We start from the raw sequence: 22,851 nt of genomic DNA, 5'->3' as shown, positions 1-22,851 counted from the left end.
AAATAAACACATGAAAACATACGAAAATATAGTGGAACAATTAGGGGACAAAGCGTCCTTCTATTTGGACCACGTAAGCGAAAAAATTACCAAGGATGAACTACAACTGCCCGATGCTGATTTTGTCTCTAAAGTTTTTGCCAATAGTAATCGAAATCCACAAACGCTTCGGAGTCTTGCCCAATTGTACGGGCATGGCAATCTGAAGGATACGGGGTATTTAAGCATACTTCCCGTAGATCAAGGGGTCGAGCATAGTGCGGCTTTTTCCTTCTACAAGAATCCCGATTATTTTGATCCGGAAAACATTATAAAACTGGCCATCGGTGCGGGTTGTAACGGGGTGGCATCGACCTTCGGTGCGCTGGGTCTCTATGCCCGTAAATATGCCCATAAAATCCCCTTTATTGTGAAGATCAACCACAATGAGTTATTGTCCTATCCCAATGCCTATGACCAAAACCTTTTTGGGAAAGTCAAGGACGCTTGGGATATGGGCGCGGTTGCTATTGGGGCGACCATCTATTTTGGATCTAAGGAAAGTAATCGACAGTTGAAAGAGATTGCGGAAGCCTTTGCCGAGGCCCATAGCCTCGGTATGGCCACGATCTTGTGGTGCTACACCCGTAACGACGCTTTTAAAACGGATAAACAGGACTATCACACCGCCGCGGATCTAACAGGGCAGGCGAACCACCTTGGAGTAACAATACAGGCGGACATCATCAAACAAAAGTTACCCACCACAAATTTTGGCTTTAAAGACCTTCAATTTGGGAAGTATGACGATGCCATGTACAAAACCCTGACAACGGAACACCCCATCGATTTGTGCCGTTTACAGGTCGCCAATTGCTTTATGGGCAAAATTGGATTGATCAATTCTGGCGGGGGTTCCAAAGGGGCGTCCGATATGACCGAGGCCATTACGACTGCTATCGTAAACAAACGGGCCGGAGGCTCCGGTCTTATTTTGGGAAGAAAGGCTTTTCAAAGACCTTTAAAGGACGGGGTGGAATTGATACATGCGGTCCAGGGCGTTTACCTCGAGAAAAGAATCACAATAGCTTAATACGGATATAAGCATGCTCGATACGGAAATAAAATCATTAAAATCCCTAAACCACTACCTGCGTAAATTGGTAGAAAATAGGCTTTGGCTCAAGGTTATCATTGCCTTGTTCCTCGGTGTCGGGGTCGGCCTGTTGTTAAGCCCCCAAAACGGTTGGATCACCAAAGGCACTGCCGATGTTCTAGGGAATTGGCTGGCCCTGCCGGGTATGCTCTTCCTGAAACTGGTGCAGATGATCATGATTCCCCTGATCGTAGCTTCTATCATTACCGGAATAGCCAGTAACGACAAGGAAAATCTGAAAAAGTTAGGCGGCGGCGTGCTTCTATATTTCATATCAACAACAATTATATCGGTAACGATAGGCACCGTACTTGCACTGATCTTTTCCCCTGGAAAATATCTGCACCAACAGGCGGAGGTCGATCATACAAATGCATTGGCCGACGCTGCTAAAAGTTCGGAACTATCCTTTGGAATAAACGATATTCCGAATGCCATAACCAATTTACTGCCCGAAAACCCATTGGCCTCCATGGTAAGTGGCGAAATGTTGAGCATCGTCATTTTTACCATTATCATAGGGGTCGCCGTATTGTCGCTGACCGACGACCTGCTCAAACCTGTAAAATTGCTCTTAGGGGCCATACAGGAAATCTGTATGACGGTGGTCAAATGGGCCATGTTATTGGTTCCGGTCGCCGTATTCGGTCTAATGGCACAGCTTACGTCGAGCGTTGGCCTGAACTCCTTAACGGGTCTGGGATTTTATGTGCTCGTGGTACTGATGGGATTGCTCATATTGCTCGGCATTTACATCATGCTGGTCAGCATACTTGGCCAGAGCAACCCTTTTAAATTTTTGCGAAAGATCACGGATGTACAGCTTTTGGCGTTCTCAACAACAAGCTCTGCCGCGGTAATGCCCTTATCGCTGAAAACAGCGGAGGAAGAACTTAAGGTGGATGGGGCCATCAGTAATTTCATAATCCCCATCGGGACTACCGTGAATATGGACGGGACGGCCCTCTATCAGACCATAACGACCTTGTTCATAGCACAGGCCTATGGCCTTGAAATGGGCCTTCTCAATGTCATCGTTGTCGTAGTTACCATAGTCGCCGCTTCCATCGGCACCCCGGCCATCCCGGGTGGTGGCGTGGTGATTTTGGCCTCTGTACTATCCAGTGCAGGAATTCCCGCCGAAGGAATCATCATCATCATCGGGGTCGAGCGCTTGCTCGGGATGTTCCGCTCTGCGATCAACGTTACCGGGGACCTAACGGCCTGCATGGTATTCGATAGGTTTTATGGAAATAAGCCAGGGGGAACCAAAGTGAGCGATGTAAAAAGGACTACCGAATATTCAACTGTTTAATTATTAAAAGAAACGGATAATGATAAAATCAATTAGCAAAATAGATCTTTCCCCGAAACCGGGCAAGGCGTACTGGGTAAACTGTCACAGGGAATGGCGGGAGGAGATCATTTATTTTATGATGGTCGACCGGTTTCATGATAGCAATAAACGGCATTCGATGAATTTCGATATCCGGCATGCCGGTTTCGGGAACGAAGACCAGCTGCAAAAGCCTTTTGGGGGCACCATCAAAGGCATCACAGACAATATCGATTACATCAAAAATTTGGGCTGTACGGCTATCTGGTTAAGTCCCGTGTTTGAAAATAACCCAGGATCCTACCATGGCTATGCCATCCAGAACTATATGGACGTGGACAAACGCTGGGGCACCAAGGAAGAACTGGAACAATTGGTGGACAAGGCACACGGGCTTGATATAAGGGTCTTTTTGGATATCGTTCTGCACCATTCAGGCGATAATTGGTCCTATCCTTTTGATTATGATTATTTCTATGCTGGTGGCCAACGGTTTCCACTAGGAGGTTGGCGCCAGAAGGACAGGCCGCTTCCAGTCGAACTGGCAGACCCCGAAATGTATAACCGAAAAGGGCAGATCAGGAATTTCGATGCGTATCCCGAGACCCAGGAAGGCGACTTCTTTACCTTAAAAACATTTAGGAACGATGGTTCTCCCGCCAGCGAAAGTTTACTGGATATATTGGTCAAGATACACTGTTATTGGATACGCGAGACGGATGTGGACGGTTTTCGTTTGGATGCCGTCAAACACATGAAAGGAAACGACATTAGCCGTTTTTGTTCCAACATAAGGGAATATGCCTACACCTTGGGCAAGAGAAACTTTTTCCTGTTTGGCGAAATTATCGGTAATGATGAGATGGGCAATCCCTATATAGGCCCCAAAATGCTGCCGAAGGACCGGAATGTATATTACGGGCTAGATTCCATTTTAGATCATCCGTTACACAGTGTTCTGGCAGAGGTCATAAAGGGGAATTCATCCCCGAACCGATTGATACAACGGTATTCGGATTTGCAAAAGAATGCCTTAAGCCGGGGTGAGTATGGGGAATTCTTGGTAACCTATATCGATGACCACGACCAGGTGGGGATGGACTTTAAGCACCGCTTTGGCCATAATGCCACCCCTGAACAAATTGTTGCAGGAATGGGCTTTCTCATTTGCGCCCTTGGCGCCCCATGTATTTATTATGGTACCGAACAAGGTTTTGAGGGCAACGGTATGGATGACCGGTATATCAGGGAAGGAATGTTCGATCCCGATGATAAGGAGACCAACGTATTGAACCAAGGTTCATGGATATACAAGCGAATTTCGGTCTTGGCACATTTAAGGCAGAAAGAGTCCATTCTAAAGTTCGGTCGAATGTATTTCAGGGAAATTTCAAAAAACGGGGTTGATTTTCATTTTCCCGATGGCAAGGAATGCCTATTGGCATTTTCAAGGATCCTGCATCAGGGCGAAATCCTTGTCGTCTATAATTCTTCCCCAAAGGATACCAAAGAAGAATATATAGCGGTCGATACCACTATCAATAAAGAGGGTAGTCTTATGGACTGCATCTATGGTAACAAGAAAAAAATCAGAATAGAAAAGAATACAGATCAAGAAGCTGGCCGCCTTTTCATCAAGGTAAAGCTAAAACCCATGGAGTTTTTGATGTTCAAGAACAAGTAGCGGAAACAGAACCTCGTTAAGAATTTGGATAGGATAATGAAATACATAAAGATAAAAAAAATGGTTTTTTTGGCAGTATTGGTGATTCTGGTATTGTTCATCTCGGTAGCGGGGTACCAATACCTAACCGTCGCTTTAGCACCTGAATATGATCCCGATACCATGCCCTTGAACTATGAAATAGTGGGCAAGGGCGAAAGGAACATCATCCTAATCCATGGCATGGCAGGTACTAAAGATTATTGGAAAAAGGATTTGGAACAAGTTACCGGAACGTACAGGCTTCTTTTGGTCGACTTGTTGGGTTTCGGCGATTCGCCAAAACCCCAAAGTGAATATACCCTCGAAATTCAGCTTGCGGCACTTGAGAACATCATCACGAACGAGGGCTTTAATAATGGCAACACCCTTATCTTGGGCCACTCCATGGGCGCGGTAATTTCCTTGGCCCTCTTTGCGGAACGCCCCGACTGGTTTAGAGGGGCTACGGTCATAGGCCTCCCCGTTTTCGAAGGCAAAGACCAATTTTTGGAACAGATGTCCAGTAATTCCTTTTTAGACAAGCTTGCCGTAAGCTCCTATGGGAAAGTGTTCTGTATGCTCCACCCCTTATACATTGTTAAATGGTTCAAGCCTAAAAATCTGACCGATGATGTTTTTAGGGACTCGAAAAAGCATACCTGGCAGAGCTACTACAATTCGTTGAACGAGGTCATTCTAAAAACGGATCTCTACGCCCTTACGAAGAACATAATCAATCGAAAGATCCTCTTTATCCAAGGCACCGATGATAAAGTGGCACCCTTTGTCAACGTGGAAAAGTTTGCAAAGTCCTTTCCCCGTGCAAAATTAATGGAAATACGGGATGGTGACCACCAGCTCTTTCTGAAGGTACCACTTGAGGTTTGGAAAGCGATAGATAATTATTTTGACGGAAAATCACAATGAACAGGAATGAATACTAATCTGAAAATGAAATGGAAAGATGAAAAAACAAAAATACAGTACAGATCAATTCTACGGATTGATGCACACGGACGTCGAGGGAATCGATGCCCTTATTGAACTGGCCCTGAACATCCGGTGGTCATGGAACCATGCCTCGGATGAATTATGGCAGCAACTAGATCCGGAACTCTGGGAATTCACACGAAACCCATGGGTCATTCTACAAACGGTTTCACGAGATCGACTGGAGGAGCGTTTGACGGACCCGGCTTTTCGAGAAAAACTCAAAGGCCTATTAAAGGCAAACGAACAAGCGAATTCCGCTCCTTCATGGTTTCAGGAAAAACATCCGAAGGCAGCACTTACGACCATTGCCTATTTCAGTATGGAATATATGCTCAACGAGGCCCTGCCTATTTATGCCGGTGGCCTGGGCAATGTAGCGGGAGACCAACTAAAAGCGGCCAGTGATCTGGGCGTGCCCGTTGTTGCCGTTGGGCTACTTTATGCTAAAGGCTATTTCCGTCAGGAAATCGATAAATACGGCACGCAAAATGCCCTGTTCCCCTATAACGACCCAGGGCAATTGCCCGTTACACCCTTACGCTTACCGAACGGGGAATGGCTTCGTATAAAGGTATCGTTGCCCGGTCATCCGATATGGCTCCGGGCCTGGCAGGTACAGGTAGGTAGGTCCAAGCTTTATCTGTTGGACAGCAACGACGCCGCCAACCTGCCCATCCATCGGGGAATAACCGATGAGCTGTATGGTGGAGGGCCCGAACTGCGCATAAAACAGGAAATCATATTGGGCGTGGGTGGCTACAGACTATTAAAAGCCCTGGATATAAAACCTGAAGTATGCCATATGAACGAGGGGCATGCGGCCTTTTTGGTCCTGGAACGTGCCAACGATTTTATGAAGGCGAACGGCACTTCTTTCGAAGAGGCGCTTGCCGTAACCCGGGCGGGCAACCTATTTACTACACATACGGCAGTCGCGGCCGGTTTTGATCATTTCAGCCCCTCGTCCATGGAATACCATTTGGGCACTTATGCCAAAGAAGAATTGGGCCTTGATTTTAATGATCTGATGGCCTTGGGGCGTGCGGACGCCAATAACCGATCGGAAAGTTTTAACATGGCCTATCTGGCCATTCGTGGTAGCGGGGCTGTAAATGGCGTTAGCCGTTTGCACGGAGAGGTAAGCAGAAATCTTTTCAACAATCTTTTCCCGCGTTGGCCGGAAGCTGAAGTTCCGGTAGGCCATGTGACCAATGGGGTGCACATGCCATGCTGGGATTCCAAATATGCAGATGAAATCTGGACGGAATCCTGCGGAAAGGATCGCTGGAGGGGCGAACTCGATGACCATTCAGCGCATATTTCGAAACTATCCGACGAAAAACTCTGGGAATTTAGGAACCGATCGAGAAATCGCCTTGTCGATTTTATAAGGGAAAGGTTTGAGAGACAGGCAATAGTCTCGGGCCTACCGTCGGAAGTGGTAACGACCGCAGAACAGGTTTTTGACCCCAATACCTTGACCTTGGGCTTCGCCCGCCGGTTTGTGCCTTACAAAAGACCGGATCTCTTGTTACACGATCCCGAACGGTTTGTCCGAATCCTTACCAACCCGGAACATCCGGTACAATTGGTCCTGGCCGGTAAAGCGCCGCCATTTGATGAAGCGGGAAAAGGATTGATACGAAAATGGGTGCAGTTTATCCAACAGCATAATCTGCACAGGCATGTCCTCTTTCTAAGTGATTATGACATGATGTTGGCGGAAAATTTGGTCCAAGGTGTCGATGTATGGCTAAATACCCCGAGACGGCCCTGGGAGGCCAGTGGTACCAGTGGTATGAAAGTACTTGTGAACGGTGGCCTCAATTTATCGGTACTGGACGGTTGGTGGGCCGAGGCCTATACTCCCGAAGTGGGCTGGGCCTTGGGCGATGGCCAAGAACATGGCGACGATCCCGCGTGGGACGCGCACGAGGCAGCAGCACTATATGAAATACTGGAGCAGCAGGTCGTCCCCGAATTCTACGCACGTAACAAAAAAGGAGTATCGGAAATTTGGGTAGAGCGCATGCGAAAAAGTATGGCGACCCTAACGCCCCGTTTTTCGGCCAACCGAACGGTTCGCGAATATACGGAGGACTATTATCTGCCAGCGGCGATCAACTATAAAAAGTGCGCAGCGAGAAAAGGGGCTAAAGGGAAAAGAATCGTTGGCGCAGGCCATGAGCTCAAAGCTAAATGGGATGCCGTAAAATTCGGACAAGTTCAAATCGAAAGCGAACGCCAAAAACATCACTTTAAGGCACCTATCTGGTTAAATGGAATAAACCCAAAACATGTTCAGGTAGAACTGTTCGCGGAAGGTATCAACGGTGGAGCGCCCGAAAAAATCAAGATGAAATTTGATTGGATGGGGGAAAATGGGGCACATAACTTTTATGCACAGGTAATCACAGACAGGCCTACCGATCACTTTACCGTTCGTATTGTACCCAGTTACGAAGGAGTTTCCGTACCGTTGGAGGATAACTTGATACTATGGCAGCACTAAATCAAATTTCAAATAATCGGACAGATGAAAACACTGGAATATCACGAAACCATATTGAAAAAAGTCAGCTTCGACAAGAGGTTGTTAAAGATGGAACTGAAAAAGGCGGTTCGCAATACCACTTGTTCCGAACAGCCAGTGCTTCTTGAATGGTGCGGAGAGCACCTTGGCGAGGAATACAAAAAGATGGCCGCCGGTTTTATGGAAAACAAAAGTTGTGCTTTCGAAGACGGGGGCAATAAATAAAATACCAAGTGAAAATATATCCGCAAAATTCAAATCTTTTAACGATCAGTGCCGGTCCATCGAGTATTAGGTTCGCTATGTATGAAATGGCCGAAAATCCCGTGAAGGAACTTTTTGGCGATATCCGTCACATCGGTTCCGGTAACGAGGTTTTCAGGGTAACCCACGTTAAAGGCAATGAAAGGGAAAACTCACGGATATACGCTCCTGGCTTTTACCAAGCTACTGTTTTTTTAATAAGCTGGCTCAAAAACCAGCCAGGCTCTGATCGTATTGGGCACATAGGGCACAAGATAACATATGGATTGAACCATCAAGGACCGAAAGTAATCGATACCGCCCTGTTGGCCGAGCTGAAACAGATCGCGGACTACATTCCCGACCGTCTTCCCGCAGAGATTGAGATTGTTGAAACGTTCACAATGCGATATCCGACCTTACGGCAGGTGGCCTGTTTCGATACCAGCTTTCATGCAGACTTGCCTCGGGTTGCCAAGATACTCCCTATTCCAAGGCGTTTTGAACGGACCGGAATCCATAGGTATGGCTTTCACGGCCTGTCCTTTTCCCATCTCATGATTGAACTCAAAAAAAGGATCGGTATTCAAAAAGCCAATGGAAGGGTCATTCTTGTACATCTTTGTGAAGAAGCGAGTCTGACCGCTGTCAAAGAGGGCAAGAGCATAGATACCAGTATGGGGTTTACACCTTCGGGTGGATTGGTCATGGGCACTCGAAGCGGAGATTTAGACCCCGGTGTTGTAGGGTATTTACTGAAAAAAGAACGGTTGGGGGCAAAACAGTTCAACCGTTTGATCAATCATGAGGGTGGTTTGCTCGGAATCTCCGAAACAAGTGCCAATATACATGATTTATTACTGAAAGAAGATGCTGATCCAAGGGCGGCGGAAGCGGTGGCCCTATTCTGTTATCAGATAAGAAAATATATCGGAGCGTTTACCACCGTCTTGGGCGGACTGGATGTACTGGTTTTCTCTGGCGGCATAGGCGAAAACGCCCCTATCATACGGTCAAGGATTTGTCAGGGACTTGACTTTTTAGGTATTGGACTCGATGAAGAACAAAACAGGAAAAATTCATATAAAATTTCGGACGTGGACGGTAAGGTACTAGTTAAAGTAATTCATTCTGACGAGGAGACCATCATTGCAAAAAATGTGGCCCAAGAGTATTTTAAAGATGGCAATGATGATAAAACAATACCATACGGACTTAGCGAAAGGCAAAAAAGTCCGAGGGCTTCCCTCCGAAGAAATTTTGGGAAATCCAACGTATGGGATGGGTAAATGGAATATTGTGATTTCTTCGTTCGGATTGGCGTACGAAATATCCGCTAGTTGAAACGACGTATTGTAAACCGGGCTGGTTAATCTTCTCGGGAGGTACTCAATAAAAAAATTATAAAGAACCAAGTGTATGAAGACTATTGAACACATAGCAATTTTTACGTCGGGGGGCGATTCCCCGGGGATGAATGCCGCCTTATACGGAATTGTGAAAAAAGCAGAACAAAGTGGTATCAGGTTAAGTGGTATCCGAAAAGGATATGAGGGCCTAATAGATGGCGATTTGGTTCCCTTGGACGCCCACAAATTACAAAAGATGGTACATCGGGGAGGAACACTGTTAAAAACAGCTCGAAGCAAACGTTTTTTAACGCTAGAAGGAAGACAGCGGGCATTGGAAAATCTTCAAAAAAATGAAGTCGATGCTCTGATCGCCATAGGTGGCGATGGAACATTTAAAGGTCTGTTGGCATTTTCAGAAATCTGTGACCTCCCGTTTTTGGGCATTCCCGGCACCATAGACAACGATCTGGCCGGTACCGATTTTACGCTCGGTTTCGATTCTGCCGTAAATACCGCAATTGAAAACATCGATAAGATCAGGGATACCGCAGAAGCTCATAACAGAATATTTCTGATCGAGGTGATGGGTAGGGACTGTGGTTATATCGCCATCCACTCTGGATTGGGTACCGGCGCGGATGCCATTTTGATCCCTGAAAGCGCACATGACTTTATCCAATTGTTGGAAAAGGCGGGAAGTTACGATCGTGAAGAGGCCTTTATCGTAATCGTTTCAGAAGGAGATGAACTCGGGGCCGAGGTGGCAGCCAAAAAGATAAAGGAAATAAACCCTGACGTGGACCTGCGCATTACGAAACTGGGGCATGTGCAACGCGGGGGCAACGCATCCGCTTTTGATAGAATGTTGGGCATACGGCTTGGTGCAGCTGCTGTAGAGGCACTTTTGCGCGGAAGGAAGAATGTCATGGCGGGAATCTTGAACAACGAACTGAGCCTGACCCCATTTGACCGAGTGGTAAAAGAGCATCAAGTGAACGATGAATTGCAGGGCCTATTAAAAATTTTCGGGAACTAAAAATAGAATGAAACGATCGACAACCAACATAGCGATTATTTTCTTGCTGACTGCAGCGACTATTATCTTTGAGATAAGTCTTTCACGCCTGTTCTCATACCTTCTTAGTTTTCATTTCGTGCTCATTATCATTGCTTTTTCCATACTCGGTCTTGGCATTGGCCAGATAACGTATGCCAAGTATTCCGAGAAGATAGATCATTCATTGCTTTGGTGGATGGCACTACCGTCAATCTCAATGTTTTTAAGCTTTACCCTTTTGCTTGTCCTTTCACAAATAGGCGTTTCGTCATCCACGGATTTTGGCCTGCCCATTTTTATACTCTTGTCAACCGTTCCGTTCATAGCCATCGGAATAGTCTATGCCCATATTTTTGAAATGGATAAACGGCATGTGTCAACCTTATACGCCTTAGATCTCATAGGGGCGGCCACAGGCGCACTCGCCTCCATTTTTTTGCTTAATGCATTTGGCTTGGTAGAGGTAGTGGCGATAGCCATAGGCTTACTGTTGCTGGCCCTGATAATAGCGTTGATAACAGTCAAGAACCGTTATTCAAAAATACTGGTCCCCTTAGTGCTGGTCGTTATTTTTTTAATGGGATTTGCAAAGGATGCCCTGAACTTCGATATACCCGTTGCAAAAGACCCGTCCAAGGATTTGTACCGGTTGATGGCCAACCCTGCTTTGAAAAGCGAAAAACTGGAAAGCCGTTGGAGCGCATTTGGCAAGACCGATCTGGTCAAGTTCACGTATCCTGATGGTACGGTGTCCAAATCAATGTTTATCGATGGTGCGGCAGGAACCGATGTAATCTCCATTGACGAGCTTGCCAAGGATACCGTAGAAATGAAAAGGGTGCTGTATGGGTTTCCGGGGATTTTTGCCATGAATTTTTTAAGCGAAAAGGAAAAGGATTCCGTGCTGATAATTGGTCCCGGTGGTGGAATTGATATTGCCGCAACATACTTCATGGGCTTTAAATATATTGAAGCGGCAGAGGTCAACCCCTCCTTTGTGGCACTGATGAAAAAGTACAACCCTTCAACCTTTAATGACAAGGAGAACATAAAGGTACATGTGAACGAGGGAAGAAATTTTGTGGTCGAAAACAAGGGAAAATACGATGCCGTTATGTTGACCATTCCGGTGACCAAAAGTTCAAGGGGCACAGATTTTTACGGACTTACCGAGAACTATCTGTTTACCATGGAGGCACTTGCGGATTATCTGGATGGTTTAACGGAAGACGGTGCCATCTATTTTACGATGCACGGAAGGCAGGAGGTATATAAAATGTTGGCGAACTTTTTGGAGCTACAGGAGCGGATGGGGGTAGGTCAATTAGAGGCGTTAAAAAAGGTTTATATCTATTCCAACGAAATGAACCCTGTATTGGTCATTAAAAAGAACCCTTTTGAACAAAAAACAATAGAGGAGGCACATAAAACCGCACACTATTATGGATTGGACAAGGAGCCGTTTTATTTTCCATATATCGAACAAGAAGGTTTGGACACCATCGTACAGAACGTAAATTATAAGTGGTATATGTTCGACGATCTGTTGTATGATATCTCCAAAGGCTCCTATGCGTATGATGAACTTTGGAAAACCGCATCCATAAACTTGAGTCCGGTTTCCGATGATTCCCCCTATTTTTTTAATTACAACAATGGCATACCCGATGCCATGACCACCCCCTTATGGCTTGGTCTGTTCATCGTCGGGTGGTTCATAGTCAACCATGTGAACGGATGGAGATCGGTTTCTTTTTCAGAAAACACCTCTATATACATGCAAAGAAAATTTAGAGCCTGGGCACTTATATCCTTTTTGTTGGGATTCTCATATATACTCATACAAGGGTATCTTTTTCAAATACTCAACTTAAAGCTCTCCAACCCTTCCCAGTCCTTTTCATTATTGCTTTTTACGTTTTTACTGGGCAATGGGGTGGGCAGCCTTTTGACGGGAACTTTCAAAAAAAATCTTTCCCGTAAGCTCATCGTATACTCGGCCTTGATCGTTTTGGTTTCCTTATTGACCGTATATGTACTGCTCCCTATATGGTATAAACAACTATCAGAATTCTGGATAGCCTTATTTTTACTGCTTCCGTCTTTCTTTATAGGGATCCCTTTTCCAGTATTGCTAAAAACGGCCTCCTCGCTGAAAGAGAAGAAAAGCATTCCCTATTTATTAGGTATATCAAGCGTGGCGGGTGTTGCTGCCTCGATCTTTGCCATTGTCATTTCCATCCTGTATGGTTACAGGTTTGTATTCCTGCTCGGCTTGTTCGGATACGGTGTAGTGATAATGCTGGCGTACAGATTAAAAACCCTTAAAATCGTACACACATGAAAAAATGGTCCTTATATATAGGAAGCTACTCAGGAATCAAGGTATTTATCCATTGGACCTTCTGGATCATTATTGGATGGATATTCATGATGCATTTTGAAATGGGACATGGATGGGCCGAAGGCCTGGCAGGCGCCCTCTTTATCCTAACTTTGTTTGCCTGTGTGGTACTGCATGAATTTGGCCATGCGTTAACGGCCAAAAAATATGGTATCCCAACACGTGATATTACGCTCTATCCCATTGGTGGGGTAGCGAGTCTCGATAGAATGCCCGAAAAACCCGCCCAAGAGTTGGCCGTGGCCGTGGCCGGCCCCGCGGTAAATGTCATAATTGCCGGGATTCTCTATATTTTTCTGTTTTCGACCGATCAATTGTTGCCCATCTCGGAAATAGACCATATGAGCGGTGACAATTTTTGGTTCAACATCATGGCCGCCAATGTGATCCTAGCTGTTTTTAATTTGATACCGGCTTTTCCAATGGACGGCGGAAGAGTGTTGAGGGCAGTTTTGGCGTTCAATATGGACAAGCTCAAGGCAACGACCATCGCTGCACGGGTAGGACAATTGCTGGCCATCGTATTTGTATTCCTAGGGTTCTTTTCCAATTTTTGGCTGGTGTTCATCGGCCTGTTCATTTTTTTGGGGGCCGGGGCCGAAGCGGTACAGGAAAGCACGAAATCTGCACTCATCGGATATACCGCAAGTGACGTTTTGATTCAAAAATATACCCGACTATCGCCCATGGAAACCTTGGAAAAAGCAGTACAGTTGTTGCAGAATACCCAGGAACAGGGCTTTGTGGTCGTAGAGAACGATCAGGCAATAGGTGTCCTGACACGAAAGGAACTGATCAAGGGGTTGACCGCATATGGAAATAATTCCCGCGTGTCCGATATAATGCGAAACGACTTCGCAATAGTTGCGCCAAATACGCCCCTACAACAGGTGTATGAAAAGCTCGTGTCCAATAACTCTCAACTTGCCGCGGTCTTGGATAATGGGCAGTTGACAGGTATTGTGACCGTAAAGGGAATTAATGAAATGATAATGGTTACAAAGGGAAGAAAAAAATAATGCAAACACATCAAAACATAAGTGAGCTATTAAGCCCCTACATTCTGGGGGTACTCCTGAGCACGGGTATAGGCCTTATCCTTGGACTGGAAAGGGAATATGACAAGATAAAGGATGAGCAGGGGTTTGCCGGTATTCGAACATTTCCGATTGTTGCCATAATAGGCTTTATGGTGGGCAGTTTGAACGAGACGTATACTCCTTGGCTGGTCATTGTTAGTTTGGCGACCATTATTTTGTTTTTTGCCATCAGCCATTTGTCCATTGTGCAGAAACATTCCATGACCGGTAATACCACAAATCTCGCTTTGATTGCCACATTTGTTCTTGGTGTTATGGTTTCGGGCCATTTGTACAAAGAGTCCATTGCCACTGCTGTAATTGTGGTTACGTTGTTATCGCTCAAGACCACCTTCCGCTCGTTCATTAAGAATATAACGCCCGAAGAACTTTTTGCCTTTATCAAATTTTCAATCATTGCCCTGTTGATATTACCATTTCTGCCCGACAAGGATTATGGGCCTGAAGGCCTACTGAACCCTTTTGAGATCGGGGCAATTATTGTCATTGTCTCCTTTCTGAACTTCATCGGATATTTTTTGGTCAAATACGTTGGGTCAAAAAAAGGAATCTTGTTGACCGCTATTCTGGGTGGTTTGATATCGAGTACGGCAGTTGCTTGGATCTATGCCTCCAGAAGCAAGAAGTCTCCCGAGCTTTCAAAAAAATACGCAGCAGGTATCATCATAGCATCGGCAATCATGTTCCCTAGACTTTCGGTTCTCGCCTATATTTTTAATAGTGCCATCCTAGGCTATTTGGCAATCCCCTTTGCCCTGCTTACGGTGGTCTGTCTGGTAGCTTCCCTGCTTTTGATACGTAAGGATACCGATCAGCCGAACACGGACATTAATTTGGGGAATCCGCTCAATATTTGGAATGCGATCGGTTTTGGCGGCATCTATGTGGCCATCCTGTTTGCGGTTTTCTATGGAAATAAATTTTTTGGAGAAAGTGGTCTGTACTATTCGGCATTGATTGCGGGTCTGGCAGATACCGATGCGATAACCATCAGCATGGCTAAATTTGCCTTATTGGATGAAAAATTGATTTTGGCATCCAATGTCATCATTGCAGCGACCCTGAGCAATATGACCGTGAAATTGGGAATTGCCTTTTTTAAGGGCTCTAAAAAAACAGGGCGACTCGTGGGCTATGCCTTTGGGGCGGTCGTCCTTCTTGGCATCCTTTATATCCTGCTTAATTCTTGGATAAATTGAAATTTTAAAACTAGAAACGAAAATGAAAACAACCGTATTCAGCACCCATAAATTTGAAGATCCCCATTTGCTATCTGCAAATAAAGGCAAACACGAGCTTAACCTACTTGAAGTACGGTTGACCGAAAGCACGGCTTCCTTGGCCCGTGGCACCGAGGCCATTAGTTTGTTTACGAGCGATGATGCCTCGGCGGTAGTACTTGAAAAACTTAAGGACATAGGAATCAAATATATCGCCCTGCGTACCGCTGGATATAACAACGTAGCTGTCGAAAAGGCTGCTGAACTTGGCATAAAAGTAGCCCGTGTCCCAGCCTATTCCCCATATGCCATCGCAGAACACACCATGGCGCTGATACTTGCATTGAACAGAAAACTGATCAGGGCCCACAATAGGGTCAGGGATATGAATTTCTCGCTGAACGGGCTCACCGGGTTCGACCTGAACGGAAAAACTGTCGGGGTAATGGGCACTGGAAAAATTGGGGCTATCCTTGTTAAAATACTTCACGGTTTTGGTTGTAATATTTTGGCCTATGACAACTCTGAAGATGGAGAACTCATCGAAAAGTACGGGATCCGCTATACCGACTGCTCAACAATCTGCCGCCAAGCTGATATTATAAGCCTGCATGTGCCTTTAGTGCCTTCCACCAAACATTTGATCGATGCCAAGCGTATTTCATTGATGAAACCAGGGGTAATGCTTATCAATACCAGCAGGGGTGGCTTGGTGGATACCAAAGCGGTCATTGAAGGTTTAAAAACAGGAAAAGTCGGATACTTTGGGATGGATGTTTATGAAGAAGAGGAAGGACTGTTCTTTGAAGATCATTCGGACGAAATACTACAGGATGATGTCATTGCACGTTTGATGACCTTCAGCAATGTTCTGATAACGAGCCATCAGGCATTCTTGACCGATACAGCCTTGACCAACATTGCAGATACGACCATACATAACCTTGATAGTTTTGAAAAAGCAACGGTTTCAGGGAATGAAGTAAAAATAAATTACAACAACTTGTAAAACTTAATAAGGATGAAAAATATACTCGTACCCACCGATTTTTCGGAGAATTGCGACAAAGCCGCTGATTTGGGCATTGAAATGGCTAAACTATACGATGCGGAAATTCATTTCTTTCACTTGATACATACTCCCGTAGACTGGGTAAAACTGGACAAGTTAAAGGAGAAAAGATACCCCAAGACGCTTAGGGAAATCGGGGCGGCCAAATCCGCCTTGCGGGAATTTGAGAAAAAGGCGGAGAAGGAAAATCTAAAATGCCAGACCTTCTTGGAGTATCAGGTTGAGACCAGTAATATTCTAAAACATTCCGGTCATTTCCATCATGACTTTATTATCACGGGGAGTAGCGGTACGAAAGGCACCGCCCGTGAACTTTTTGGTAGCAATGTTGAAAAAATCGTGCGAAAATCCGATGTGCCCGTAATCGTGGTGAAAGAGGAAGAGGTCTCCTTCCCTTTTAAAAATATAGTTTTTGTCTCTGATTTCATGGAGGATGTAAGTGGTGCTTTCGAGCATGTAATTTCGATCGCAAAAAAATGCAATGCACATATTCGTTTGTTGCGTATCAACACCCAAACGGATACCAATAGCATTACTGCTGGATTGAATCCAATTAAGAAATTCTTGGAAAAGTTTCCTGATTTGAAAAATTATTCGATGTACGTCACTAACGAACCTTCTGTGGAAACGGGAATAAATACGTTCCTAAGACACGAACCTGCGGATCTGATTGCTTTGTCCACCCATGGCAGTACAGGTTTTTTAAGCTTGTTTTCCAAAAGTATCGCCGAAGGTGTGGCCAATCATTCCGCACTTCCGGTAATGACGGTTAAAATCTAAAGGCATGAATGTCGTGAACGTCACAAAATATTCGGGCGAATTGCAAGTCTTTGACCTAAACCAGCTTATTGGCTCTTTGCGGCGTTCGCGAGTAACGGTAAAAAAATTCTCGAAGATTCAGAAGAATTATGTAAAGCACATTAAACCAATAAACATCTATTAACCCTAAAAAAGAATACAGATGAAAACTAAAACATTAAAAAAACAGGACAGCATGGACCTAGAGCCATTTTACCAAGCAATGGAAGATGATCCAAGCTTACTGGAAGAAGCCTTTGAAACATTACTGGAGATGGTAAACTCCGAGCCCGGATCCGCCAAGAAACTAGCCCTTCTTATCAAAGAGGACTTTCACGATCTGTACAAGGAAATAGCGGAGCTATGCAAACCGGACCAAGATAAAGGGAACACACCTTCCTGTTGTGGGGGACTTTAAAATTTGATAAATGATCAAGACCTCAAAAACCGATTGGATCCATTGAATGGGTGTGTTAGCACATGAAGTCAAGAACCGTGAGTACAGGAAATCGGTAAAATAATAGTGATTCTTTCTTTATACAATAAAGAGAATTTAGAAGATCCGTTAGAATTATTTATGACCTAATAAACTGTAAAAAAAATGAAAAATAACAAAGTAAACATTCACTTATTAGGAGATGCAGGAACGGTTACCGGTTCAAAGTATATGATGGAATCCACCAAAAAGGAAATTCCCATTGAATGTGGTCATCATTACAACGGTATCCTCTTGGCCTCCAACTTTTTAGGATTGAAGGTAAACGACAAGCCGCTGGTGTTTTGGGGCGATATTTGCCGCACCGAAGAACCATTCCCGTACTCGCCCCAAAAACCTATAAAAGATACTTATGGCTGGGAAGCTGAAGTACCACAGCCTTACGACATTAAATGGTTGGAATTAAAACCACCAATCAGAATTGTGTACAAAGTAAAGGAAAGAATCAGCATCAACTAAGTTGTTCGATTTTATAAAAATATATACTTAGAAAAAAGAAATACAAAAATTATGAAAATCCAAAAAATTGAAGCGATCGAAATACTCGATTCAAGAGGGAATCCTACCGTAGAAGTGAATCTAAAGTTGGAAGATGGAACTACCTCCCGTGCAATGGTCCCAAGTGGCGCATCAACCGGAGAAAGGGAAGCCACCGAATTAAGAGATGGCGATAAAAAACGTTATGGAGGAAAAGGCGTTTTGAAGGCAGTTGAGAATGTAAATACTGTAATTGCGAAAGCCATTAAAGATAAAAGTATCCATACACAAAGAGAGCTTGACTATTTATTGATAGAACTGGATGGAACAAAAAACAAAGCCAAACTAGGTGCAAATGCAATACTTGGTGTTTCTATGGCCTATGCGCGAGCAAAAGCCCAGAGTGCTAAAATCCCGTTATATGAGTGCTTGGGAGGAAGCTATGCCCACATAATGCCCGTACCTTGTATGAATGTCATAAACGGCGGCAAACATGCGGACAATACATTGGATTTTCAAGAATTCATGATCGCACCTCATAGCGCGCCGTCATTTAGAGAAGCCATTCGTATGGGCGAAGAAGTGTTCCATTCCTTAAAAAATGTGTTAAAAACCAAAGGTTTAAGCACTGGAGTTGGTGACGAAGGTGGATTTGCCCCCGATTTAAAATCAAATGAACAGGCTGTCGAAATGATTTTAGAAGGAATTCATAAAGCTGGTTATAAACCGGGAATAGATGTAAGTATTTGTCTTGACCCCGCTGCCAGTGAAATGTGGGAAAATGGAATGTATAAATTTTTTAAAAGTTCCCAAAAGTTAGTTTCAAGCGATGAAATGGTAAAGCTTTGGGAAAGTTGGACAACTCAATATCCTATTGTCTTGCTTGAGGATGGTCTATCTGAAAATGACTGGGAAGGTTGGAAAAACTTAACGGATATATTAGGCGATAAAATTGAAATTGTAGGCGATGACTTGTTCTGCACCAATAAATCGATTTTAGAAAAAGGTATCGAAAAAGGGGTGGCAAACTCGATCCTGATCAAATTGAATCAAATAGGAACCGTAACCGAAACGCTTGAAACAACCGAGCTTGCTTATAAAAATTCATACAATTGTTTTGTATCGCATAGGAGCGGCGAAACAGTAGATAGTTTTATTGCGGATTTAACCGTTGCCCTAAACGCGGGACATTTAAAAACAGGAAGCGGTTGCCGTGGAGAGCGTATTGAAAAATTCAATCAACTTATGCGTATTGAAAATGAATTGGGCAAATCATCACAATTTGCCGGTTTGAAAGCATTTAAGAATGCCAAATAACACCTGACGAATAGTAGGGCTAATGATACATTTTCCACTTTTGAAGGAATGAGCAGTACCGATGACAATAGCGTTCTCTATGCCATTTCATCAAAAAATGGAATTAAGGGCCTTCTGGTGGATGCCTATGGCGTATATGCTGAAAACATTTCAGAAGCAATGAGAAAAAAATTACGATAACATTTAAATAGAACAGTATGAAATCGCCATTAACAACAAGTTTGCGAAAGCAAACACCAATGAAGATATAAGGCGATTCCATATAACCATTGAAAAACAATAAATATCAACATATGAAAACTAAATCATTTATCAAACTTGCTTCCATGGCCACCATTACCCTGTTCCTTATAAGTGGCACAGCCCCTGTCCAGGACAACGCCAGGGATATTATAGAAAAAGCCGACAACAAAAGACTCGGCAAGACCAGTTCCAGCACGATGACCTTAAAGATCATACGGCCCAAATGGACCCGAGAAATAGATTTAAAATTATGGACAAAGGGAAACGATCTTATGATGATTTTAATAACAGGTCCGGCAAGGGACCAGGGAACGGCCTTCCTGAAAAGGGGGGACGAGATCTACAACTGGGTGCCCCGTATAGAGCGCAGTATAAAGCTTCCGCCATCCAGTATGATGCAAAGTTGGATGGGCTCCGATTTTACCAATGACGATCTGGTAAAGCAATCTTCCATGGTCAATGATTACGACCATATACTGATAGGGAAGGAAGAAATAAGCGGCAGGGAAGCCTACAAGATCCTTTTAAAACCCAAAGAGGAAGCCTCCGTGGTCTGGGGAAAGGTGGAAGCCTGGGTAGATGTGGAAGAATCCCTTTTCCTGAAACTGGCCTATTACGATGAAGAAGGGGAACTGGTAAACACCCTGTTGGGCAAGAACATTAAAACAATGGGAGGCCGCACCGTAACCAGCCTTTTGGAGATAACCCCGGCCGATGAACCTGGCAATAAAACCACTTTGGAATATAAATCCATAGCATTTGACCAACCTATGGATGATAATTTTTTCTCTTTAAGAAACCTAAAAAACCTTAAATAAATGATTATTAAACTATCCTGGCGAAACTTATGGAGAAACAGGCGAAGGACCCTGATAACAGTAGCTTCCATAGTTTTCGCAATAATTTTAGCCAATATAATGGACAGCCTGCTACTGGGCCTGAACAAACAGATGGTAGATAGCCTGGTGGGCGTGTACAGCGGGCATTTTCAAATTCAGCAGGAAGGGTATTGGGAGGATAAATCGCTCCACAATTCCTTTGTGCCAAATGACAGCCTGGAAACGGCACTTGAAGGCACGGAAGGAATAAAAGGCTTTTCATACCGCCTGGAATCGGTTGCGCTGGCAGCTACCAATAAGATGACCAAGGGCACATTGGTAATGGGCATAGATCCCGATAAGGAGAAAAATATAACAGGTTTTGATAAAAAGATCATCCAGGGAAACTATCTTGGCGAAACCAACAATCAGGCTTTGGTAGGCAAAGGGTTGGCCGAAAAAATGAATATTTCGGTCGGGGACAGCCTGGTGCTGGTGGGCGAAGGCTATCACGGTGCCAGTGCTGCCGATAAATATGAAGTTTCCGGCATTATAAGGCTGGGCTCCCCGGACCTGGACAACAATATTGTGATACTAAAACTTGAGGATGCCCAATTCTTGTATGGTGCCTATGACAGGGTTACTTCCATCCCGGTCTTTTTGAGGCCAAACCAACCCCAGGAACAGGCTATAGCGAACTTGAAACCTAACCTGAATACTGATTTTATCGTCAAACCCTGGCAGGAAATGTTGCCAATGCTCACCCAGTCCATCGGCCTTATAGACGCGCTACGCGTCATTATAGTAGTGCTACTTTATGTACTTATTAGTTTTAGCATTCTCGGCACCATTATAATGATGGCGCACGAACGGATGACCGAGTTACGAATATTATTGTCCATTGGTATGCGGAAAAAGGTAATGCAGCTTATGGTATTGATCGAAACATTTTTTATGGCACTTTTTGGTGCAGTCCTGGGTTTTTTAGCGAGCTATCCTATTGTTAATTATTTCAAGGTAAATCCCATCCAATTTCGTGGCAAGGTAGCGGACGGTTGGGAATCGTTTGGGATTGACCCCATAATGCCCACTACGGTCGATTTTGGTGTTTTCACAAAACATACCCTGATCATACTTGTCATTTCGATCCTATTGTCAATTTATGCCATACATCAGATTTCAAGTTTAAAGCCTGTGGCATCAAAAAAATAAATATCGACAGATGAAACGAGCATGCTAAAAGCGTTATCACCCAAGGGAATGATTAATAGCGAACCGCATGTGACAGTTAAAAAACAATAAATATAAACACATGAAAACACTTTTAAAAATAGCATGGAGAAATATCTGGAGGAACACGACCCGAAGCCTGGTCGTGGTCATTTCATTGGCAATTGGTATTTGGGCAACGGTTATTATTCTGGCCGTTTCGGATAGTTTGCACATGGAAGCCTTAAAGGATGGTATTGAATATAAGTACGGGCATATACAAATCCAGAACCCCGATTTTATAAAGAACGAAAAATTGACCATAACCATCCCTAACGGGGAAAGAATACTGAAGGAAATTAGAACGGATGATGAAGTAAAAGCCGCCACGGCTCGTACCGAAGTATCAGGTATCATCGCCTCGGCCGGCAATTCTTCCAATGTAATCCTTATAGGTATATTGCCCGGGGCAGAAGAAAAAACCACAATGCTAAAATCAAGGTTGGCTACTGGGGAATACCTTAGCCAGAAGGTAAGGAACCCAATTATCCTTGGCGAAAGGCTGGCCAAAAAACTCAATGTAAAACCAGGGAATAAAGTAGTATTGGGCTTTGAAGGCAAAAGCGGGGAATTGATATCCTCAACGTTCAGGATTACAGGCCTATACAATGCCACCCAAACTAGGGATGAGGAAATGTTAGTTTATGCCGACCTTTATGATGTCACCAAACTGGCAGGAATTGAAGGGCAATACAACAAGATAGTTATTAAGCTCAAAGAACCTGAACAATTAGCCACTTATCTTGCTTTCCTACAGTCAAAATTCAGCCAACCGGATGTATTGGTCCAAGATTGGCGGCAGGCAAATCCTGAATTGGAACTTATCAGCGATATGATTTACCAAATGGATATTATAATGACTATAATTGTGCTTATTGCACTTGCCTTTGGGATAGTAAATACCATGTTGATGTCCATATTGGAACGTTACAAGGAATTGGGGATATTAATGGCCATTGGAATGAACAGGCGGCGTGTATTTACCATGATTGTTGTGGAAACCACCTACCTTTCTATTTTGGGCGGTGCCGTGGGGATGCTTATTGGATTTGTTACCGTTTCAATCCTTAGTTATAACGGTATCAACTTGAGCCTGTTTTCTGAAGCCTTATCAGGTTGGGGTTTTAGTGACGTTGTTTATCCAACATTGGAACCCAGGGTCTATGTGTTGATAACCGTTTTGGTCATCCTTACAGCTGTGCTCACTTCCATCTATCCGGCCGTAAAGGCCTTAATGTTAAAACCTAACGAAGCTATTAGCAAACAAAATTAATACAAAAAGT

20 protein-coding genes are annotated in these 22,851 nt (G+C 44.2%); all 20 read left to right on the top strand.

Annotated features, from left to right (window positions below; all coding sequences use genetic code 11):
* Positions 1-10 precede the first annotated feature (10 nt).
* On the top strand, positions 11-1,072 hold the full coding sequence (locus SD450_RS09585; protein ID WP_166248868.1) for a class I fructose-bisphosphate aldolase: 1,062 nt from the start codon (positions 11-13) through the stop codon (positions 1,070-1,072).
* 13 nt (positions 1,073-1,085) lie between these two features.
* Complete coding sequence (locus SD450_RS09580) at positions 1,086-2,450, top strand: dicarboxylate/amino acid:cation symporter (protein ID WP_166248869.1); 1,365 nt, start codon at positions 1,086-1,088, stop codon at positions 2,448-2,450.
* 19 nt (positions 2,451-2,469) lie between these two features.
* Positions 2,470-4,155 (top strand): alpha-amylase family glycosyl hydrolase, encoded by a 1,686-nt coding sequence (locus SD450_RS09575; protein WP_318344304.1) that lies wholly within the window; start codon positions 2,470-2,472, stop codon positions 4,153-4,155.
* Positions 4,156-4,215: 60 nt separating this feature from the next.
* Positions 4,216-5,103, top strand: a complete 888-nt coding sequence (locus tag SD450_RS09570) for an alpha/beta fold hydrolase (RefSeq protein ID WP_166248871.1) — start codon at positions 4,216-4,218, stop codon at positions 5,101-5,103.
* A gap of 37 nt (positions 5,104-5,140) precedes the next feature.
* Entirely contained in the window at positions 5,141-7,681 is a 2,541-nt protein-coding gene (gene glgP, locus SD450_RS09565) for an alpha-glucan family phosphorylase (RefSeq protein WP_166248872.1), read from the top strand.
* 24 nt (positions 7,682-7,705) lie between these two features.
* Positions 7,706-7,927 carry a hypothetical protein gene (locus tag SD450_RS09560; RefSeq protein WP_119648264.1) on the top strand — a complete coding sequence of 74 codons (222 nt, stop codon included), beginning with the start codon at positions 7,706-7,708 and terminating at the stop codon, positions 7,925-7,927.
* A gap of 8 nt (positions 7,928-7,935) precedes the next feature.
* The gene (locus SD450_RS09555; RefSeq protein ID WP_205791668.1) at positions 7,936-9,234 is read left to right on the top strand and encodes an acetate/propionate family kinase; all 1,299 of its coding nucleotides are present in this window, start codon (positions 7,936-7,938) and stop codon (positions 9,232-9,234) included.
* Between the two features lie 130 nt (positions 9,235-9,364).
* Entirely contained in the window at positions 9,365-10,333 is a 969-nt protein-coding gene (locus SD450_RS09550; RefSeq protein ID WP_119648263.1) for a 6-phosphofructokinase, read from the top strand.
* A gap of 7 nt (positions 10,334-10,340) precedes the next feature.
* On the top strand, positions 10,341-12,698 hold the full coding sequence (locus SD450_RS09545) for a hypothetical protein (protein ID WP_147378285.1): 2,358 nt from the start codon (positions 10,341-10,343) through the stop codon (positions 12,696-12,698).
* Positions 12,695-13,777 (top strand): site-2 protease family protein, encoded by a 1,083-nt coding sequence (locus SD450_RS09540; RefSeq protein ID WP_119648261.1) that lies wholly within the window; start codon positions 12,695-12,697, stop codon positions 13,775-13,777. Before SD450_RS09545 ends, SD450_RS09540 begins: the two co-directional genes overlap by 4 nt.
* A complete protein-coding gene (locus tag SD450_RS09535; protein WP_240905002.1) occupies positions 13,777-15,057 on the top strand; it encodes an MgtC/SapB family protein in 1,281 nt (426 codons plus the stop codon). The genes SD450_RS09540 and SD450_RS09535 overlap by 1 nt, the downstream gene beginning before the upstream one ends.
* Positions 15,058-15,079: 22 nt before the next feature.
* Positions 15,080-16,087, top strand: a complete 1,008-nt coding sequence (locus tag SD450_RS09530) for a 2-hydroxyacid dehydrogenase (protein WP_318344303.1) — start codon at positions 15,080-15,082, stop codon at positions 16,085-16,087.
* 12 nt (positions 16,088-16,099) lie between these two features.
* Positions 16,100-16,930 carry a universal stress protein gene (locus SD450_RS09525; protein WP_119648634.1) on the top strand — a complete coding sequence of 277 codons (831 nt, stop codon included), beginning with the start codon at positions 16,100-16,102 and terminating at the stop codon, positions 16,928-16,930.
* Between the two features lie 181 nt (positions 16,931-17,111).
* Positions 17,112-17,366 carry a hypothetical protein gene (locus SD450_RS09520; RefSeq protein ID WP_119648635.1) on the top strand — a complete coding sequence of 85 codons (255 nt, stop codon included), beginning with the start codon at positions 17,112-17,114 and terminating at the stop codon, positions 17,364-17,366.
* A 183-nt stretch (positions 17,367-17,549) separates the two neighbouring features.
* Complete coding sequence (locus SD450_RS09515) at positions 17,550-17,903, top strand: MBL fold metallo-hydrolase (RefSeq protein ID WP_119648636.1); 354 nt, start codon at positions 17,550-17,552, stop codon at positions 17,901-17,903.
* Positions 17,904-17,954: 51 nt separating this feature from the next.
* A complete protein-coding gene (gene eno / locus SD450_RS09510; protein WP_119648637.1) occupies positions 17,955-19,238 on the top strand; it encodes a phosphopyruvate hydratase in 1,284 nt (427 codons plus the stop codon).
* Positions 19,239-19,286: 48 nt separating this feature from the next.
* Complete coding sequence (locus SD450_RS09505; RefSeq protein WP_449757763.1) at positions 19,287-19,418, top strand: hypothetical protein; 132 nt, start codon at positions 19,287-19,289, stop codon at positions 19,416-19,418.
* A gap of 113 nt (positions 19,419-19,531) precedes the next feature.
* Positions 19,532-20,299, top strand: a complete 768-nt coding sequence (locus SD450_RS09500) for an outer membrane lipoprotein-sorting protein (RefSeq protein ID WP_203583834.1) — start codon at positions 19,532-19,534, stop codon at positions 20,297-20,299.
* On the top strand, positions 20,300-21,511 hold the full coding sequence (locus SD450_RS09495; protein ID WP_119648638.1) for an ABC transporter permease: 1,212 nt from the start codon (positions 20,300-20,302) through the stop codon (positions 21,509-21,511).
* 100 nt (positions 21,512-21,611) lie between these two features.
* Positions 21,612-22,841 (top strand): ABC transporter permease, encoded by a 1,230-nt coding sequence (locus SD450_RS09490; RefSeq protein ID WP_129759431.1) that lies wholly within the window; start codon positions 21,612-21,614, stop codon positions 22,839-22,841.
* The last annotated feature ends 10 nt before the right edge of the window (positions 22,842-22,851 follow it).

The sequence above is a fragment of the Flagellimonas baculiformis genome, assembly GCF_033441575.1.
GTDB classification, from domain to species: domain Bacteria; phylum Bacteroidota; class Bacteroidia; order Flavobacteriales; family Flavobacteriaceae; genus Flagellimonas; species Flagellimonas baculiformis.
This window is presented reverse-complemented; position numbering and strand designations above follow the sequence as displayed.

Bases quoted from the DNA above. Each gene is read 5' to 3' on its own strand.
- SD450_RS09530 (WP_318344303.1), top strand. From the start codon at position 15,080: ATGAAAACAACCGTATTCAGCACCCATAAATTTGAAGATCCCCATTTG.
- glgP (WP_166248872.1), top strand. From the start codon at position 5,141: ATGAAAAAACAAAAATACAGTACAGATCAATTCTACGGATTGATGCAC.
- SD450_RS09535 (WP_240905002.1), top strand. From the start codon at position 13,777: ATGCAAACACATCAAAACATAAGTGAGCTATTAAGCCCCTACATTCTG.
- SD450_RS09545 (WP_147378285.1), top strand. From the start codon at position 10,341: ATGAAACGATCGACAACCAACATAGCGATTATTTTCTTGCTGACTGCA.
- SD450_RS09585 (WP_166248868.1), top strand. From the start codon at position 11: ATGAAAACATACGAAAATATAGTGGAACAATTAGGGGACAAAGCGTCC.
- SD450_RS09500 (WP_203583834.1), top strand. From the start codon at position 19,532: ATGAAAACTAAATCATTTATCAAACTTGCTTCCATGGCCACCATTACC.
- SD450_RS09580 (WP_166248869.1), top strand. From the start codon at position 1,086: ATGCTCGATACGGAAATAAAATCATTAAAATCCCTAAACCACTACCTG.
- SD450_RS09520 (WP_119648635.1), top strand. From the start codon at position 17,112: ATGAAAACTAAAACATTAAAAAAACAGGACAGCATGGACCTAGAGCCA.
- SD450_RS09515 (WP_119648636.1), top strand. From the start codon at position 17,550: ATGAAAAATAACAAAGTAAACATTCACTTATTAGGAGATGCAGGAACG.
- SD450_RS09495 (WP_119648638.1), top strand. From the start codon at position 20,300: ATGATTATTAAACTATCCTGGCGAAACTTATGGAGAAACAGGCGAAGG.
- SD450_RS09505 (WP_449757763.1), top strand. From the start codon at position 19,287: ATGAGCAGTACCGATGACAATAGCGTTCTCTATGCCATTTCATCAAAA.
- SD450_RS09560 (WP_119648264.1), top strand. From the start codon at position 7,706: ATGAAAACACTGGAATATCACGAAACCATATTGAAAAAAGTCAGCTTC.
- SD450_RS09550 (WP_119648263.1), top strand. From the start codon at position 9,365: ATGAAGACTATTGAACACATAGCAATTTTTACGTCGGGGGGCGATTCC.
- SD450_RS09575 (WP_318344304.1), top strand. From the start codon at position 2,470: ATGATAAAATCAATTAGCAAAATAGATCTTTCCCCGAAACCGGGCAAG.
- SD450_RS09525 (WP_119648634.1), top strand. From the start codon at position 16,100: ATGAAAAATATACTCGTACCCACCGATTTTTCGGAGAATTGCGACAAA.
- SD450_RS09540 (WP_119648261.1), top strand. From the start codon at position 12,695: ATGAAAAAATGGTCCTTATATATAGGAAGCTACTCAGGAATCAAGGTA.
- SD450_RS09490 (WP_129759431.1), top strand. From the start codon at position 21,612: ATGAAAACACTTTTAAAAATAGCATGGAGAAATATCTGGAGGAACACG.
- SD450_RS09570 (WP_166248871.1), top strand. From the start codon at position 4,216: ATGGTTTTTTTGGCAGTATTGGTGATTCTGGTATTGTTCATCTCGGTA.
- eno (WP_119648637.1), top strand. From the start codon at position 17,955: ATGAAAATCCAAAAAATTGAAGCGATCGAAATACTCGATTCAAGAGGG.